At 68.1% G+C, this 14898-nt stretch carries 15 protein-coding genes and 1 pseudogene; 10 read left to right on the top strand and 6 right to left on the bottom strand.

Features of this window, described 5'->3' with window-relative positions:
* From ACE3TU_RS10370 to ACE3TU_RS10385, 4 genes and pseudogenes are all read left to right on the top strand, one after another.
* Positions 1 to 560, top strand: a pseudogene (locus tag ACE3TU_RS10370) (hypothetical protein); the annotation flags it as partial.
* A 354-nt stretch (positions 561 to 914) separates the two neighbouring features.
* Entirely contained in the window at positions 915 to 1955 is a 1041-nt protein-coding gene (locus ACE3TU_RS10375; protein WP_374623680.1) for an aspartate-semialdehyde dehydrogenase, read from the top strand.
* 170 nt (positions 1956 to 2125) lie between these two features.
* Positions 2126 to 3010, top strand: a complete 885-nt coding sequence (locus ACE3TU_RS10380) for an EamA family transporter (protein WP_374623683.1) — start codon at positions 2126 to 2128, stop codon at positions 3008 to 3010.
* Entirely contained in the window at positions 3007 to 3474 is a 468-nt protein-coding gene (locus ACE3TU_RS10385) for an N-acetyltransferase family protein (protein ID WP_374623685.1), read from the top strand. Before ACE3TU_RS10380 ends, ACE3TU_RS10385 begins: the two co-directional genes overlap by 4 nt.
* On the opposite strand, the gene ACE3TU_RS10390 is transcribed toward ACE3TU_RS10385, so the two are convergent.
* Positions 3456 to 4094 carry a carbonic anhydrase gene (locus ACE3TU_RS10390; RefSeq protein ID WP_374623688.1) on the bottom strand — a complete coding sequence of 213 codons (639 nt, stop codon included), beginning with the start codon at positions 4092 to 4094 and terminating at the stop codon, positions 3456 to 3458. The two genes, ACE3TU_RS10385 and ACE3TU_RS10390, sit on opposite strands and share 19 nt — an antisense overlap.
* A gap of 73 nt (positions 4095 to 4167) precedes the next feature.
* On the opposite strand from ACE3TU_RS10390, the gene ACE3TU_RS10395 reads away from it, so the two are divergent.
* Together ACE3TU_RS10395 and ACE3TU_RS10400 are read left to right on the top strand one after the other, a co-directional pair.
* Entirely contained in the window at positions 4168 to 4377 is a 210-nt protein-coding gene (locus tag ACE3TU_RS10395; RefSeq protein WP_374623691.1) for a DUF1737 domain-containing protein, read from the top strand.
* A gap of 100 nt (positions 4378 to 4477) precedes the next feature.
* On the top strand, positions 4478 to 5260 hold the full coding sequence (locus ACE3TU_RS10400) for a helix-turn-helix transcriptional regulator (RefSeq protein WP_374623694.1): 783 nt from the start codon (positions 4478 to 4480) through the stop codon (positions 5258 to 5260).
* Positions 5261 to 5327: 67 nt separating this feature from the next.
* On the opposite strand, the gene ACE3TU_RS10405 is transcribed toward ACE3TU_RS10400, so the two are convergent.
* The 3 genes from ACE3TU_RS10405 to ACE3TU_RS10415 form a co-directional block, all read right to left on the bottom strand.
* Positions 5328 to 5723 carry a DUF1761 domain-containing protein gene (locus tag ACE3TU_RS10405; RefSeq protein ID WP_374623696.1) on the bottom strand — a complete coding sequence of 132 codons (396 nt, stop codon included), beginning with the start codon at positions 5721 to 5723 and terminating at the stop codon, positions 5328 to 5330.
* 104 nt (positions 5724 to 5827) lie between these two features.
* Complete coding sequence (locus tag ACE3TU_RS10410) at positions 5828 to 6676, bottom strand: DUF6597 domain-containing transcriptional factor (RefSeq protein WP_374623698.1); 849 nt, start codon at positions 6674 to 6676, stop codon at positions 5828 to 5830.
* A gap of 175 nt (positions 6677 to 6851) precedes the next feature.
* Positions 6852 to 7673 carry a glycosyltransferase family 2 protein gene (locus ACE3TU_RS10415; protein ID WP_374623701.1) on the bottom strand — a complete coding sequence of 274 codons (822 nt, stop codon included), beginning with the start codon at positions 7671 to 7673 and terminating at the stop codon, positions 6852 to 6854.
* 108 nt (positions 7674 to 7781) lie between these two features.
* On the opposite strand from ACE3TU_RS10415, the gene ACE3TU_RS10420 reads away from it, so the two are divergent.
* Positions 7782 to 10637 carry an FAD-binding and (Fe-S)-binding domain-containing protein gene (locus tag ACE3TU_RS10420; protein WP_374623716.1) on the top strand — a complete coding sequence of 952 codons (2856 nt, stop codon included), beginning with the start codon at positions 7782 to 7784 and terminating at the stop codon, positions 10635 to 10637.
* A 37-nt stretch (positions 10638 to 10674) separates the two neighbouring features.
* Entirely contained in the window at positions 10675 to 11142 is a 468-nt protein-coding gene (locus tag ACE3TU_RS10425) for an MAPEG family protein (protein ID WP_374623704.1), read from the top strand.
* Here the strand turns inward: ACE3TU_RS10425 and ACE3TU_RS10430 are convergent.
* Positions 11139 to 11501 (bottom strand): putative quinol monooxygenase, encoded by a 363-nt coding sequence (locus ACE3TU_RS10430; RefSeq protein WP_374623706.1) that lies wholly within the window; start codon positions 11499 to 11501, stop codon positions 11139 to 11141. The genes ACE3TU_RS10425 and ACE3TU_RS10430 overlap by 4 nt on opposite strands.
* Positions 11502 to 11609: 108 nt before the next feature.
* On the opposite strand from ACE3TU_RS10430, the gene ACE3TU_RS10435 reads away from it, so the two are divergent.
* Both ACE3TU_RS10435 and ACE3TU_RS10440 read left to right on the top strand, forming a co-directional pair.
* Positions 11610 to 12815, top strand: coding sequence for a class I SAM-dependent RNA methyltransferase (locus ACE3TU_RS10435; protein WP_374623709.1), 1206 nt, complete (start codon positions 11610 to 11612; stop codon positions 12813 to 12815).
* Positions 12816 to 12971: 156 nt separating this feature from the next.
* Positions 12972 to 14381, top strand: a complete 1410-nt coding sequence (locus tag ACE3TU_RS10440; RefSeq protein ID WP_374623712.1) for a protein adenylyltransferase SelO — start codon at positions 12972 to 12974, stop codon at positions 14379 to 14381.
* Here ACE3TU_RS10440 and ACE3TU_RS10445 read toward each other — a convergent pair.
* Positions 14363 to 14898: adenylate/guanylate cyclase domain-containing protein (locus ACE3TU_RS10445; RefSeq protein WP_374623714.1), on the bottom strand; the 536-nt coding region annotated here is incomplete at its 5' end. The genes ACE3TU_RS10440 and ACE3TU_RS10445 overlap by 19 nt on opposite strands.

The raw sequence follows: 14898 nt of genomic DNA on the forward strand, positions 1-14898 counted from the left end.
CCAACATCCAGGGTGGGTCGGAGAACGAGAACCTCGCCATCCAGGGCGGCGACGACAATCTCGCCGGCAACCTGCAGCTCGGCGAGGAGAACGACAACGCCGCGGTGCAGCTCGGAAACGACAATGAGGCGCTGAACGCCCAGATCGGCGAGGACAATTCGAACCTCACCGGCCAGGCAGGAGCCGGCAACGAGGCGCTGAGCGTCCAGGGCGGCGAGGACAACTCGAACCTGACGCTGCAGGGCGGTGTCGACAACTCTGCCACCAACGTGCAGCTGGGTGAAGGCAACGACAACACCCAGGCGCAGCTCGGGACCGACAACAGCGCGACCAACGTGCAGCTGGGTGTCGACAATACCGACACCACCGTGCAGGCCGGGGTGAACAACACCGCGACCACCGGCCAGGTCGGCGCCGACAACAGCTCGACGACGGTGCAGATCGGCGCCAACAACAACGCCACGACGACGCAGTGGGGCTGGGGCAACTTCGCCGGCATCTGGAGCACCAGCGTCAACAGCACGGCGACGATCACCCAGGTCGGACCGGTCGGCCCCTGAGCCGGCCCTCCGCGGGACAGCACAGGCAAGCGCTCCGCCCCCGGGCGGGGCGCTTTCCGTCTGCGATGATAGGCAAATGCCTATTCGCTGGTTGACACTTGGCGATTTCGGCGTAGATAACGGCGTGCCGCACTTAACGAGGACCGGGCGCGATGCGCATCGACCGGAATATCAACGCGAAAGCCGAGGGCGCGATGCACGCTGCCGGCTTCTGCGCGGCGGCGACCAAAACCACCAAAACCCCCTGAGCCGATCCCCGGGCCTCTCCCGCCGGGGAGCGGCCGGAGCCACGTGTGCCGCGGGATCGGGAGCGATCGACGCGCGGGGGATAGGGCAAGCAAGGAAGTTCAAGAGATGGGTTATCGCGTCGCCGTCGTCGGGGCCACGGGCAATGTGGGCCGGGAAATGCTCAACATCCTCGCCGAGCGGAAGTTTCCCGCCTCCGAGGTGATCGCGCTCGCCTCGGCGCGCAGCCAGGGCCAGGAGATCAGCTTCGGCGACAAGCGGCTCAAGGTGCAGAACCTCGAGCATTTCGACTTCGCCGGGGTGGATTTCGCGCTGATGAGCGCCGGCTCGGCGATCGCCAAGGAGTATGGCGAAAAGATCGGCCGCACCGGCTGCATCGTCGTCGATAATTCGAGCTTCTGGCGCTACCACGCCGACGTGCCGCTGGTGGTGCCCGAGGTCAACGCCCACGTGCTCGACGCCTACATGGCGCAGAACGACAGGAAGAACATCATCGCCAACCCGAACTGCTCGACGGCGCAGCTGGTGGTGGCGCTGAAGCCGCTGCACGACTTCGCGACGATCAGGCGCGTGGTGGTCGCGACCTATCAGTCGGTCTCCGGCGCCGGCAAGGAAGGCGTCGACGAATTGTGGGCGCAGACCAAGGGCATCTTTGTCAACGACAGCCCGACGCCGAAGAAGTTTTCCAAGCAGATCGCCTTCAACGTCATCCCGCATATCGACGTGTTCATGGAGGACGGCGCCACCAAGGAAGAGTGGAAGATGGTGGTCGAGACCAAGAAGATCCTCGACCCCAAGATCAAGCTCAGCGCCACCTGCGTGCGCGTGCCGGTATTCGTGGGACACTCCGAAGCGGTGAACCTCGAGTTCGACAGGCCGATCACTGCCGACGAGGCACGCGACCTGCTGCGCGACGCGCCCGGCATCTCGGTGCTCGACAAGCGCGAGGCCGGCGGCTACGCGACCCCGATCGAGTGCGTGGGCGAGTACGACACCTATGTGAGCCGCATCCGCGAGGACGTGACCGTCGAGAACGGGCTGTCGATGTGGGTAGTGAGCGACAATCTCAGGAAGGGTGCGGCGCTCAACACCGTGCAGATCCTCGAGACGCTGATCGAGCGGCGGCTGGTGGAGAAGAAGGCGGCCTAATTCTTCTTCCTTCTCCCCCTCGGGGGAGAGGGTGCCCGAAGGACGGATGAGGGGCAGGCAACGCGCGCCGACGCTTGCGGCCGCCCCCTCCATCCGGCGCCTGGCCCAGCGGAACGATCAGGCGCTGCACGACCGGCGCGACGTCCCACACGGGAGGAAGGGAAGCCGTGATGCAGACTTCGATGTCCGTCCGCCACATTCTCCTCGCCCTGCTCGTCGTCGTCCTTTTGGGGTTGAGCTTCATTGCCATCCGCTGGGGGGTGGACGAGGTGCCGCCGCTGACGCTGACGGCGCTGCGCTATCTGGCGGCGGCGGTGCCGGCGGTGGTCTTCGTCCGTCGGCCGCAGGTGCGGTTGCCGATCCTCCTCGGCTACGGGCTGGCGATCGGGGTGGGGCAGTTCGGACTGCTGTTCGTTGCGATCAAGCTCGGCATGCCGGCGGGGCTGAGCTCACTGGTGATCCAGCTGCAGGTGTTCTTCACCATCTTTCTCGCCTTCTACCTGTTCGGCGAGCGGCCGAAGCCGGTGCAGGTGGCCGGAGCGCTGGTTGCCTTCGCCGGGATCGGGGTGATCGGACTCGCCCGGCTCGACGGTGCGGCGCTGCTGCCGCTGCTGCTGACGATCGTCGCGGCGGTATGCTGGGGCCTCGGCAACATGGCGAGCAAGGCGGCGGGGCCTATCGACATGCTGGGATTCGTGGTGTGGTCCTCGCTGGTGCCGCCCATTCCCCTGCTGGTGGGGTCGTACCTGCTCGACGGGCCGGCGGCGTTCACGGCGATCCTCGACATGAGCCCGCGGGCGATCGGGTCGGTGGCGTTCATGGCGTGGGGCGCGACGCTGCTCGGGTTCGGCCTCTGGGCCATGCTGCTCAGCCGCTATCCGGCCAATCTCGTCGCGCCGTTCGCGCTGCTGATCCCGGTGGCCGGCATCGGCAGCGCGGCGCTGCTGCTGGGCGAGACGGTGAGCGGGCTCGAGATCGCCGGCAGCCTGCTGGTGTTCGCCGGGCTGCTGCTCAACGTGTTCGGGCCGCGTCTGTTCCCGCGTGCGCCGGCGTGATCGCGCTGCGACCCGCCACGGCAGGGGACGCCGATGCCGTTGCGGCGGTGTTCTCCGCCTCGCGTCGCCTGCTGTGTTTCCTGCCTGAACTCCACAGCGTGGCGGAAGACCGCCAGTTCATCGCCGAAGTGGTGCTGCGCGACTGCACGGTGACGGTCGCCGAAGCCGATCGACGGATCGCCGGGTTCATCGCCGGACGGAACGGCTGGATCGAGCAGCTCTACGTGGCACCGGCCGCGATCGGCGCCGGCATCGGCGCGACGCTGCTCGCCGATGCGATGGCGCGGCACCCAAGACTGGAGCTCTGGTGCTTCGCCCGGAACACGGCCGCCCGGCGCTTCTACGAGCGGCACGGCTTCGTTGCGGTGGAGTTCACCGACGGGGCGGATAACGAGGCCAGGGCACCGGACGTGCGCTACCGGTGGGTCCGACCGGACGGTGCGGCCTACGCGTCCGGACGGTAGAAGTCGCCGTCCTGGTTCATCACCCACAGTTCGCCCGACGATATGTCGAACCAGGCGCCGTGGACGCCGAGCTTGCCTTCTGCCTCCAGTGCCTTGACGTAGGGAAAGGTGCGCAGGTTGGCGATCGAGTTGCGGATCGAGAAGCGCTCCAGCATGGTCTGGCGCTCCTTGCTGGTGGCGAGGCTGTAGCGGGACACCGCCTCCGAGACCGGCGCCAGCATGCTCATCCACTTGCCGATGAAATCGCCCTGGGCGAGCGGGCCGGCGCTGGGATCGAGCGCGGCGCGGATGCCGCCGCAGCGGCCGTGGCCCATAATCACGATATTGGAGATCTTCAGCGCATTGACGGCGAACTCGATGGCCGCCGAGGTGCCGTGCTGGCCGCCATCGGGCTGGAACGGCGGCACCAGGTTGGCGACGTTGCGCAGCACGAACAGTTCGCCCGGTCCGGCCGAGAAGATCGTCTCGGGGGCCGCGCGGCTGTCGCAGCAGGCGATGATCATGGTGGTGGGCGACTGGCCCTTGTCGGCAAGCTCGCGATAGCGCCCCTGCTCCGGATCGTAGCGATCCGACATGAACGACTTGTAGCCGTCGAGCAAAAATGCTGGAAAACGGTGCATGCCGCAGCGATTAGCGGTTCGCGGGCAGAATATCAATCGCCCGACGCCGGGGGGCGGGGCATAGGAGCATTGCATGCTGATCTATCGGTTCCTCACGGGGGAGGACGATTCCTCGTTTTGCCACAAGGTCACCAAGGCGCTGTCGGAGGGCTGGGAGCTGCATGGCAGCCCCACCTATGCCTATGATGCGGTGGCCAAGCGCATGAAGTGTGGCCAGGCGGTGATCCGCACCGTGGCCGAGCAGGCCTACGACCCCGAGAGGAAGCTGGTGGACTATCGCTAGTGCCGGTCCCAATCATCAAGATATATCGTACGAGTGTCTTGAAAGCGCGCCACGAAGTGCGCATCTTCGACCTATCGTAAGATACATCGGAGAACAGTCGATGCAAGATCATGACCCGCGCTGGGAGCGCAACTGGCGCCGGATGGAGGCGATGGCCCGTCGCGGCTTCCGGCAGTTTGGCAATTTCAACGTCAACTTGGGCGACTGGGGCGGCTTCGGCGGCAACTTTCGCATCGGCAGGATGCTGGCCTCGGGGGACCTCAGGCTGGTCGCCCTGTACCTGATCGAACAGCAGCCGCGACACGGCTACGACCTGATCAAGGCCATCGAGGAGCAGTCGCACGGCCTCTACTCGCCGAGCCCCGGCGTCATCTATCCGGCGCTGACCTTCCTAGAGGAGGCCGGCTACGTCACCTCGGCGGCGGAGGGCAACAAGAAGCTCTACACCATCACCGACGAGGGCCGCTCCCACCTCGCCGACAACCGCGAGGCGATCGAGTCGACCCTCGATTTTCTCGAGAAGGCCGGTGCCCGCATGCACGAGTGGCGCGACAGGATGTCGAACGCCGATTTCGGCACCGAGCAGGCCGAGCGATTCGACGACATGGGGCGGCATGGCCGGCCGTTCGCCGAGCGCGGGCCACCGCCCCCGCCGCCACGCCCGCCGCATCACCCCCGACCGGACCACGCACCGCGCCAGGCCGGACCGCTGCCGCGCGACGTCGACGAGGCGCGCAAGGCACTGAAGCGGGCGCTGAAGGACGCAGTCCGGCACGGGCCCGACGAGGAGAGGCGCGTCATCGAGATCCTCCACCGCGCCGCGGACGAGATCCGTCGCGGTCGCCCCCGTGCCGAGGAAGCGGTCGAGATCGACCGCGGCTGAGGCGCCGGCGGTCCGTCGCGCCGGCGAGGCAAGGTCGGCCCCGCGGCGCGACGGTGCTGACGAGGCGTCAGCGCCAGAGGCCGAGGATCAGCCCCATGACGAGGAACATCAGTGTCAGATAGCCGCCATTGATCAGGAAATAGGCCGGCGGCCGGCGTTCGAACAGGGCGACGATCCCCAGCCCGAACGCCGACCAGCCGAGACCTGCGGCCAGCGAGTAGGCCAGTACCATGCCCAGGTCGAGGCCGTTGACGAAGAAGGCGAGGTTGGCCGCCATCAGGAGGGTCAGCACGAAGGCGACACCGAAGATCAGCGGCATGCTGCCGCGCTTGAGATCGGCGTCGCCCAGCCCGGCGGCCCGCTGCCAGGCCTTTTCGAACAGCAGCGGCGAATACCACAGGCCGCCGAGCACAAAGGCGGAAACGGCGGCGGCAATGACGGCGAACCAGTTGACAGCAGGCATGATGTGTTCCCCCTGAAACCGACCTGATACTGCCCCAGACGGCGCGAGCCGTCTTGTAGAAAACGGAAGTCGACAGCCGGGTGGTCTGCTCCCAGCCGAACCGGTCAGCTATCGCCGTCGGTGACGATCGGCAGGTAGTTCTCGAGGCCGCGATAGGCGGAGAGGTAGGCGCTCGGCGTCATATCGGACATGGCGCGGAACTCGTGCACCAGGTGCGACTGGTCGGCGTAGCCGTGGGCGCCCGCGAGCCGGGCCCAATCCTGCGGCGGCAGCGGCGCGCCGCGAAACTCCATGTCGATGACCACGCCGCTCAGGCCGCGCAGCAGGCCGCGGAAGCGCTCGATGCGGGCGAACTGCTTGGGACTGACGCCGACATGGCGGCGGAACAGGGCGCGGACGTGGCGGTCGCTGTAGCCGGTGGCCTCGACCAGATCGCGCACCCGGCCGCGGCCGAGACGCGCGGCAAGATGGCGGACGACGGGATCGATGCCGAGTCGCGGGCCGATGCGGCCCAGCAGCCAGGCTTCGGCCGCGGCGAAGCGGCCGGCGGGCGTTGCCGCCTCGAGGATGCAATCGCGCAGCGAAGTGGCATCGATCACGTCGGCAAGGGTGAACACGGAATCGGTGAGGGTTTCGGCATCATGCCGAACGAGCGCATGGGCGCCTCCCGGGCGGAACCGGATGACGAAGAGCGAGGCCTGCGGCTGCGCCTCGATGATGATGGGCCGGCGCTGCATGCCGGAAATCCAGGCGCCGCGAAAAGCGGTGGCGATCGGGCCGTGCTCGGAGGCGTAGAGCTTCTTGGGCCGTTCGCCCAGGTCGACGATCAACTCGATGGCGCCGTCGGGAATCAGCTTCTGGCGCTGGTGTGCTGGTTCGAGCCCGGCGAAAAACGTCATCGTCTCGACGTGGAGGCCGAGCGGCGGGGCGGGACGATGGATCGCGAGTTCCATGGACGCAGCAAACGATTTCCGACGGCTCGCGGTCAACTGGCAAGCAAAGACGAACGTCGAATCCCGGCCGTCCCGGGCGACGTACGGCGTTTTGCAGCTTGCGGCCTACCACGGCGAAAACCGGTTGTTGAGGAGCCGGACCACAGATTCGAGCTTCGCTCGGCCGGCGCGGTGCTCAGCCGGGGCCTGTCGGCCGGAGCAGCCGGCGGAGCGCCCGGCGCCATAGCGGCGGCCTGAGATAGTATGCCTGGTTGCCGAGCAGCAGGTCGAGCGTCTCGGCCAGCGCCCGGGACTGCTCGGCAGAATCGGGCACGAAGCCGATGCCATAGTCGATCATGCCGAAATAGCGGTTGTTGCTGCCCTCGATGCCCAGGTGCTGCACCCGGCTGCGGGTCGTCGCCGCCATCGGGATACCGCGGCGGGCAAGCAGTTCGGAGTAGCGGTGATCGATGCGCGGCCCCGCCGGTATCTCGGCCGCGACCAGCTCGACGAGGCGGCGCGTCCACAGCGTGCCGGCATTGCCGAGTCGCGGCTTGGCCACCCGCGGGCCGGACACCGGACCCAGGTCGGGGTGCATGGTGGAGTTGTAGAGCGAGAGCAGGCCAGCAAATCCGGAGAGCACCGCAAGCCCGTCCACCACCGCGGTTCGGTTGGCGATCATGTCGCTGTCGAGACAGAACAGCGCCTGGTGCGGACCCGCGAGGAACCGCGTCCAGACATCGACAATGGCGCCGCCCGCTCCGGTCGAACGGTCGCGGCGCAGCTGTCGCGTCCGCGTCGCCACGCCGGCGAGCAGGGCCGGGATCGCCGGATCGGTGCTGGCATCGTCGATGACGAGGATCTCGCTGCCGGGGGGCAGGACCAGCGCGGTCGCGGTAGCGAGGCAGTGGCCAACCAGCCGCGGCCGGTCGTGCACCGGGATGGCGACCAGGACGCTCTCCCGGGACCTGGCCGGAGCGGTTTGATCCGGCGGCTCCAGTCCTGAATGTTGCACCATTGTCTAGCTCCATGCCGCCGGCGACAGACCGGCAGGCTTTTGCATCTTGCCGCCCGATGCACTAACTTGTCTGACAGATTTTCTGAAGGACCGATAATCGTGAACAACATGGCCCCCATTGCGGTGGACCGGGCGCAGGCCGGTCTGGGCGTTGCCGACCGGCTGAGGGATGTGATCCGCAAGGACCGGATCATGACCGACCCGGTGATGACCTACGCCTATTCGGGGGATGCCAGCTCCTACCGCCTGGTGCCGGCCGTGGTGGTGATCGTCAATACCGAGGACGAGGTCCGCGCAGTGATCGAGGCGGCACGGGCCGAGCGGTTGCCGCTGACCTTCCGCGCCGCCGGCACCTCGCTGTCGGGGCAGGCGATCACCGAAGGGGTGCTCGCCGTGCTCGGCGACGGCTGGAAGAAGCTGCAGATCGACGACAGCGGAGCGCGGGTGACGCTGGGACCGGCGGTGATCGTCGCCAACGCCAACAAGGCGCTGAAGCCGTTCAACGCCAAGCTGGGGCCGGACCCGGCGAGCCAGGCCACCTGCAAGATCGGCGGCGTGGTCAACAACAACTCGTCGGGCATGTGCTGCGGCGTGGCCTACAACACCTACCACACCATGCAGCGGCTCAGGGTGATGCTGGTCGACGGCACGGTGCTCGATTCGGGCGATCCGGCATCGGTCGCGGCCTTCCGCACGTCGCATGCGCGGCTGCTCGAGGGGCTGCACCAGCTGCACCACCAGGTGACGGCCGACAGCCAGCTGGTCGAGCTGATCAGGAAGAAGTACCGCATCAAGAACACCGTCGGCTATTCGATCAACGCGCTGGTCGATTTCCACGATCCGGTCGACATCCTGATCCACCTGATCGTGGGGTCGGAGGGAACGCTCGGCTTCGTCTCCGAGGTGACCTACAACACCATCCCCGAGCATCCCCACAAGGTGACCGGGCTGATCCCGTTCCCCGACCCCTATTCGTGCGCCCGGGCCATTTCCAAGCTCGCCAATGGCGGCATCCAGACGACGACCGGCGTGACGGCGGCCGAGTATATCGAGCGGCGGGCCCTGCAGACGGTGGAGCACCTGCCGGCGATCCAGCCCTATGTGCGGTTCTTCACCGAGACCTCGCCGGTGATCCTGATCGACATCAGCGCGCCCGACGAGGCGACGCTCAGGGCCGAGACCGACAAGGCGGTGGCCATCCTCCACTCGGAAGGGGCGACGCATATCGACTTCTCGCCCGACGAAGCCAAGTCGCACGCCCTGTGGGACGTGCGGAAGGGCTTTTTCGCCTCGGGCGGCGCGGCGCGACCCAAGGGCACCTCGATGCTCACCGAGGACGTGGCGGCGCCGATCGACCGGCTGGCCGACTTCGTTATCGATATGCGCAAGCTCCTCGACGATTTCGGCTACGAGGACGCCATCATTTTCGGGCACGCGCTCGCCGGAAACCTGCATTTCCAGATGAGCGACAACTTCATGGAGCCGGGCGCGGCCGACAAGTTCGATCGCTTCTCCAAAGCGCTCAGCGAGTTCGTGTCGGTGCGCTATGGCGGCTCGCTGAAGGCCGAGCACGGCACCGGCCGCGCCATCGCGCCGTTCGTCGAGGCGGAATGGGGCACCAAGGCGTACCTGGTGATGCACGAGGTGAAGCGTCTGTTCGACCCCGAGGGGCTGCTCAATCCCGGCGTGCTGCTCAACCCGGACCCGGACATCCACATCAAGAACCTCAAGCTGATGCCGCTCGCCGACGAGATCGTCGACCTGTGCATCGAGTGCGGCTTCTGCGAACCGGCCTGCCCCAGCCACCACATGACGCTCAGCCCGCGCCAGCGCATCGTGGTGACGCGCGAGCGGGCGCGACTGCGCCGGACCGGGGAGGACCCCGAACGGCTCAAGGCGCTCGACGACGGCTTCCAGTATGCCGGGCTCGATACCTGCGCGGCCTGCAACCTGTGCTCGCTGCGCTGCCCGGTGGGTATCGAAACCGGCAGCATGGTGATCGGCGAACGCGGGCGCCGCCGCACCGAGGGCGACCACCGGGCGGCGAGCTGGGTGGCGGGCCATACCGGCGCGGTCGAGGCCGGCATGAAGCTCGGGGTCGGCGTGCAGCAGCTGTCGCGGCGGATCGTCGGCGACGGCCTCACCGATGTGCTGGCGGGCGCCATGCACAGGCTCGCCCCGAAGGCCGTGCCGCGCGTCTCGCCGGCGCTTCGGGTCGGGCCGGGGGCCCCAAAGGCCGGGCCGGCCGCCGCCGAAGCGCCGAACGGCCCGGTCGTCTATTTCCCCAGCTGCGCCACCCGCATGTTCGGCGCCCAGACCGACGAGAACGGCCTGCTGCCCGCCACCGAAGCGATGCTGGTCCTGCTGCGCCGGGCCGGGTTCAACCCGGTGGTGCCGGAGCGGCTCGAGGGGCAGTGCTGCGGTCAGCCCTTCCTCTCGAAGGGCTTTCCCGAAGAGGCGGAGCAGGTGGGGGCGGCGACGCGCTCCGAACTCGACCGGCTCTCCGAACAGGGCCGCCACCCGGTGGTGACCGATGCCTCGACCTGCGCCAAGCACATGCGCGAGCACCCCGGTGCCGCGACGGTACTGGATTCGGCCGAGTTCCTCGTCAACGAGGTGCTGCCGCGACTGACCGTCACCGCGCCGCTCCCGGCCGTGGCCGTGCACCACAACTGTTCGGCGCAGCGGCTCAGGGAGCAGGCGGCGATCGAGGCGCTGGCGGCGGCGATCGCCAGCAAGGCGGTCGTGCTCGATGCCATCACCTGCTGCGGCTATGCCGGCGACAAGGGGCTCTACGTACCCGAGCTCAACGCCCACGCGACGCGCTTTGCGCGGGCGCAGATTCCTCCCGACTGCACGATCGGGCTCTCGACCGTCTCGACCTGCGCCACCGGGCTCAGCGAGCGGATGGGGATTCCGTTCGTCTCGATCGCGAGCCTTCTGGAGAAGGTAAGCCGCCCGTAGCCGCTACAGCCGCTGACCAAAGCGAGGAGACCCGAGCATGCCGCAGATCGGTTTCGACAATCCCGTCTTCGCCACCTACGCCATCGCGGCGGCCCTGATGGTGCTCAAGGCAGTGGGCATGTCCTGGCTCACCGTGGTCAAGATGATGCAGGTCAAGGGCGGCTATCGCTCGCCCGAGGACGCCAGGCGCACGGCCCTCAATCCCGAGCCGCGGCCCGGCCAGCTCGATCCCGACGACCGGGTCGAGCGCATCCGCCGCATCCAGCACAACGACCTCGAGAACCTGCCCTTCTTCTTCGTCGCCGGCTTTCTCTACGTGCTCACCGCTCCGCCGCTCTGGCTGGCGCAGACGCTTTTCTACGGCTACGTCGTCTCGCGGCTGCTGCACTTTGCCGCCTACTATACCGCTCAGATCCACGACATCCGGGCGACGCTGTGGACCATTGGCTCGCTGATCATCGTCTTCATGACGCTGGCGAGCCTCTGGGCCCTGCTGGGCTTCTAGCCAGACCGGCCGGCGCCGCCGTCCTCAGGGCCAGGCAACGCCTTGCTGCGCAGCGCCACCGGATCGGTATCGACGAGACGAAGCGATCGCACCATGTCCGCCGTCCGGCGCTTGTAGTGGAGGAAGTGCGGCGTCTCGAGATGAGCCTCGTAGGCGGCGCGGCTGGCATAGACCTCGAAGAGGCGGATCTGGTGGGGTTCATCCCTCAGCGCCGTCGCGAGGAGCGAGAGCACGCCCGGCTCGAGCGCCACCGAGGCCGCGACTTCCTCGGCCAGCAGGGCCCGGTACTCCTCGAGGCGGGAGGGGTCGATCTCCAGTTCGGCGATCCGAACCAGGTAGGAGTCGGAATCTGGCGGCATCGGTCCTGCTCCCGCGTCTGAGGGGATTTCTCCCTAGCACGCCGCATGGCGCTGGTCGCCGGCGATCGGGCCTTACGGCGGCGGCCAAAGCCTGCTACCTCCGCGATCATGACGGAACTGCGCATCGAGAGCCTCGGCCAGCACGGCGACGGGGTCGCCACGCATGGCGGCGAACGGATCTTCGTGCCGTTCGCGCTGCCGGGCGAACGAATCGAGGCGGCGCTCGAGGGCGAACGTGCGACGCTGCTCGAGGTGGTCGAGCCCAGCCCCGACCGGGTCGAAGCGGGCTGCCCGCATTTCGGCCGCTGCGGCGGCTGCGCGCTGCAGCACGTGGCGCCTCCGGCCTACGCGGAGTTCAAGCGAGGTCTGGTCGCCCTGGCCCTCGAGCATGCCGGCATCGACGCCGGCATCGACGAGGTGATCGATGCGCGCGGCATCGGCCGTCGGCGGACGAGCCTGCATGTGCGCAAGTCCGGCACCGGCTACATGCGGGCAAAGAGCCACGACGTGCTCGATATCGCCACCTGCCCGATCCTCGTGCCGGCGCTGCAGCAGGCGGCGCCGCGGATCGCCCGGGCGCTGCAGCAATTGGCCGGCGATTGCGATGTCGGTTTCACCGCCACCGATACCGGGATCGACCTGTCGGTCAAATCGGCGCGCAAGCTGAAGCCCATGGCACTGGCGGACTTCGCGCGCACTCACAGGCTGGCGCGGCTGACCTTCAACGGCGACCCGGTGTTCATGGTGCAGGCTCCCGCCATCCGGATGGGCAAGGCGATGGTGGAGATTCCACCGGGGAGTTTCCTGCAGGCGACGGCGGCGGCCGAAGCGACGCTGGCGCGGCTGGTGCGCGAGGGCATCGACTCGGGGGGCGGCGCGGTGAAGGCGGTGGCGGACCTGTTCTGCGGCGTCGGGCCGTTCGCGCTCAGGCTGGCGGAGACGGCGCGGGTCCATGCTGCCGACAGCGACCGGCCGGGGATCGTGGCGCTGACCAGGGCGGTCAACCACGTGCAGGGACTGAAGCCGATCACCACGCAGGTGCGCGACCTGTTCCGCGACCCGCTGGCGCCGGTGGAACTGATGCCGTTCGACGCGGTGGTGTTCGACCCGCCGCGGGCCGGAGCCGAGGCACAGGCGCGCGAGCTGGCGCGCTGCAAGGTGAAGACGGTGGTGGCGGTCTCGTGCGACCCCAAGACCTTCGCGCGCGATGCGGCGATCCTGATCGGCGGCGGGTATCGGCTGGAATCGGTGACGCCGGTGGATCAGTTCGCCTATTCGCCGCATGTGGAAGTGGTGGGGGTGTTTCGGAGGTGAGGCTGGAGGTCGACCGACCCCTCATCCGTCTCGGCCTTCGGCCGAGCCACCTTCTCCCTCAAGGGGAGAAGGGAAGCTGGGGCCAGGTGGTGCCACATCTTCCCTCTCCCCTTGAGGGAGAGGGTGCCCGAAGGGCGGGTGAGGGGACGACTTGATATGCCGAAGTACCGTCCGCGCACCACCCATGCCGAGCTCGGGTCCGGCCTCTTCGATCCGGTGAAGCCGGCGGCTTTTCCGCAAACCATCCTGCGCTACCGCAACCAACGAGCGGCGGCGTCGGTGGGGCTGGATGAGCTCAGCGACGAGCAGTGGGTTGCGCATTTCGGACGGTTCGAGCCGCTGGCTGGTTCGTTCGCCGAGCCGCTGGCGCTGCGCTACCACGGGCACCAGTTCCGCTCCTACAATCCCGATCTCGGCGACGGGCGCGGGTTCCTCTACGCCCAACTCGAGGACCTGCGTGATGGGCGGCTGCTGGACCTCGGCACCAAGGGGTCGGGGCGGACGCCATGGTCGCGCGGCGGCGACGGCAGGCTGACGCTGAAGGGCGGGGTGCGCGAAGTGCTGGCGACGGCGATGCTCGAGGCGCTGGGGGTGAACACGTCGAAGAGCCTCAGCCTGATCGAGACCGGCGAAGAGCTGCAGCGCGGCGACGAGCCGTCGCCGACGCGGTCGTCGGTGCTGGTGCGGCTCAGCCATTCGCATGTGCGGATCGGCTCGTTCCAGCGGCTGGCATACCTGAGGGACGACGAGGCGCTGGCGGCGCTGCTCGACCATTCGGTGCAGCACTACTATCCCGAGCTCTGGCAGGAGGGGGACAATGGCCGGGCGGCGAAGCTCCTCGGCGCGGTCAGCGAGAAGGTGGCACAGACCGGCGCGCGCTGGATCGCCGCGGGATTCGTGCACGGGGTGCTCAACACCGACAATATCAACATCACCGGCGAGAGCTTCGACTATGGGCCGTGGCGGTTCCTGCCGACTTACGATCCGGGCTTCACGGCGGCCTATTTCGACCAGTCGGGGCTCTACGCCTTCGGCCGGCAACCGGACACGCTGGCCTGGAACCTGACGCGGCTGGCCGAGGTCCTGCTGCCGCTGGGCGAGCATGCCCAGATCGAAGCGGCGCTCAACCGGTTCTGGCCGGCGTTCCAGACGTCGGTCTGGAGGGCGGTGCTGGACCGGCTGGGGCTGCAGTCGCTGGGGGTGGAGCAGGATTCGACGCTGGTGCAGGAGCTGTTCAACGTCCTGCACGAGACGCAGGTGCCGTTCGAGCAGTTCTTCTTCGACTGGCGCGGCGGCGATGGCGGGCGCGCGATGCGCAGCCCGTTTGCCGCACACTATCGGGGGGCGGCCTTCGAGACGCTGGCCGGGTTGATCACCGCGCATCCGCCGGCGCCAAACGCCAACCTCGAACATCCCTATTTTGTCCGGGAAACGCCGCGCACCATGCTGATCGAGGACATGGAGGCGCTGTGGGCGCCGATCGCCGAGCGCGACGACTGGCGGCCGCTCTACGCGGCGCTCGGCGAGATCGAGGAGATGCGCGAGGCCTATTCGGCCGGCTCGTGAGCGTCGGGCGCGGCGCCGGCGAAATCGGCGCGGCGGGCGGCGAGCTTGGAGTAGAACGTCCTGAGCCCGGGCTCGACCTGCTGGGCCAGTGCCAGGCATTCGGCGATGGCGCCGGTGGCGTCGCGACCGTCGCGCAGCGCGGCCAGCGCCTCGCCATGGGTGGCGCGCAGCAGCTTGAAGCTGCCGGACTTCGCCAGTTCGGGACCGCCGACCAGAAGGTGCAGCACGACGCGGTCGGACTTGCCCTTGAGCGCGATGGCGCCGGCCTCGAGAATAGCGAAATCGGGTACGGCGTCGCGGGTGGATGAGGTGATCAGCAGATCGTAACCCATCTCCTTGCACGAGCTTTCGACGCGGGAGGCGACATTGACGGTATCGCCGAGCGCCGAATAGTCGAAGCGGGTTTCGAGGCCCATATTGCCCACCAGCGCCTCGCCGGTGGAGAGCCCGATGCCGATCACCACTTCATCGATGCCGCCGCGATTGCCGGCCCTGAGCCCGAAGGCGTCGGCGGCGT

Origin of the sequence: Devosia sp. (assembly GCF_041917035.1) — a bacterium.
GTDB lineage: Bacteria > Pseudomonadota > Alphaproteobacteria > Rhizobiales > Devosiaceae > Devosia_A.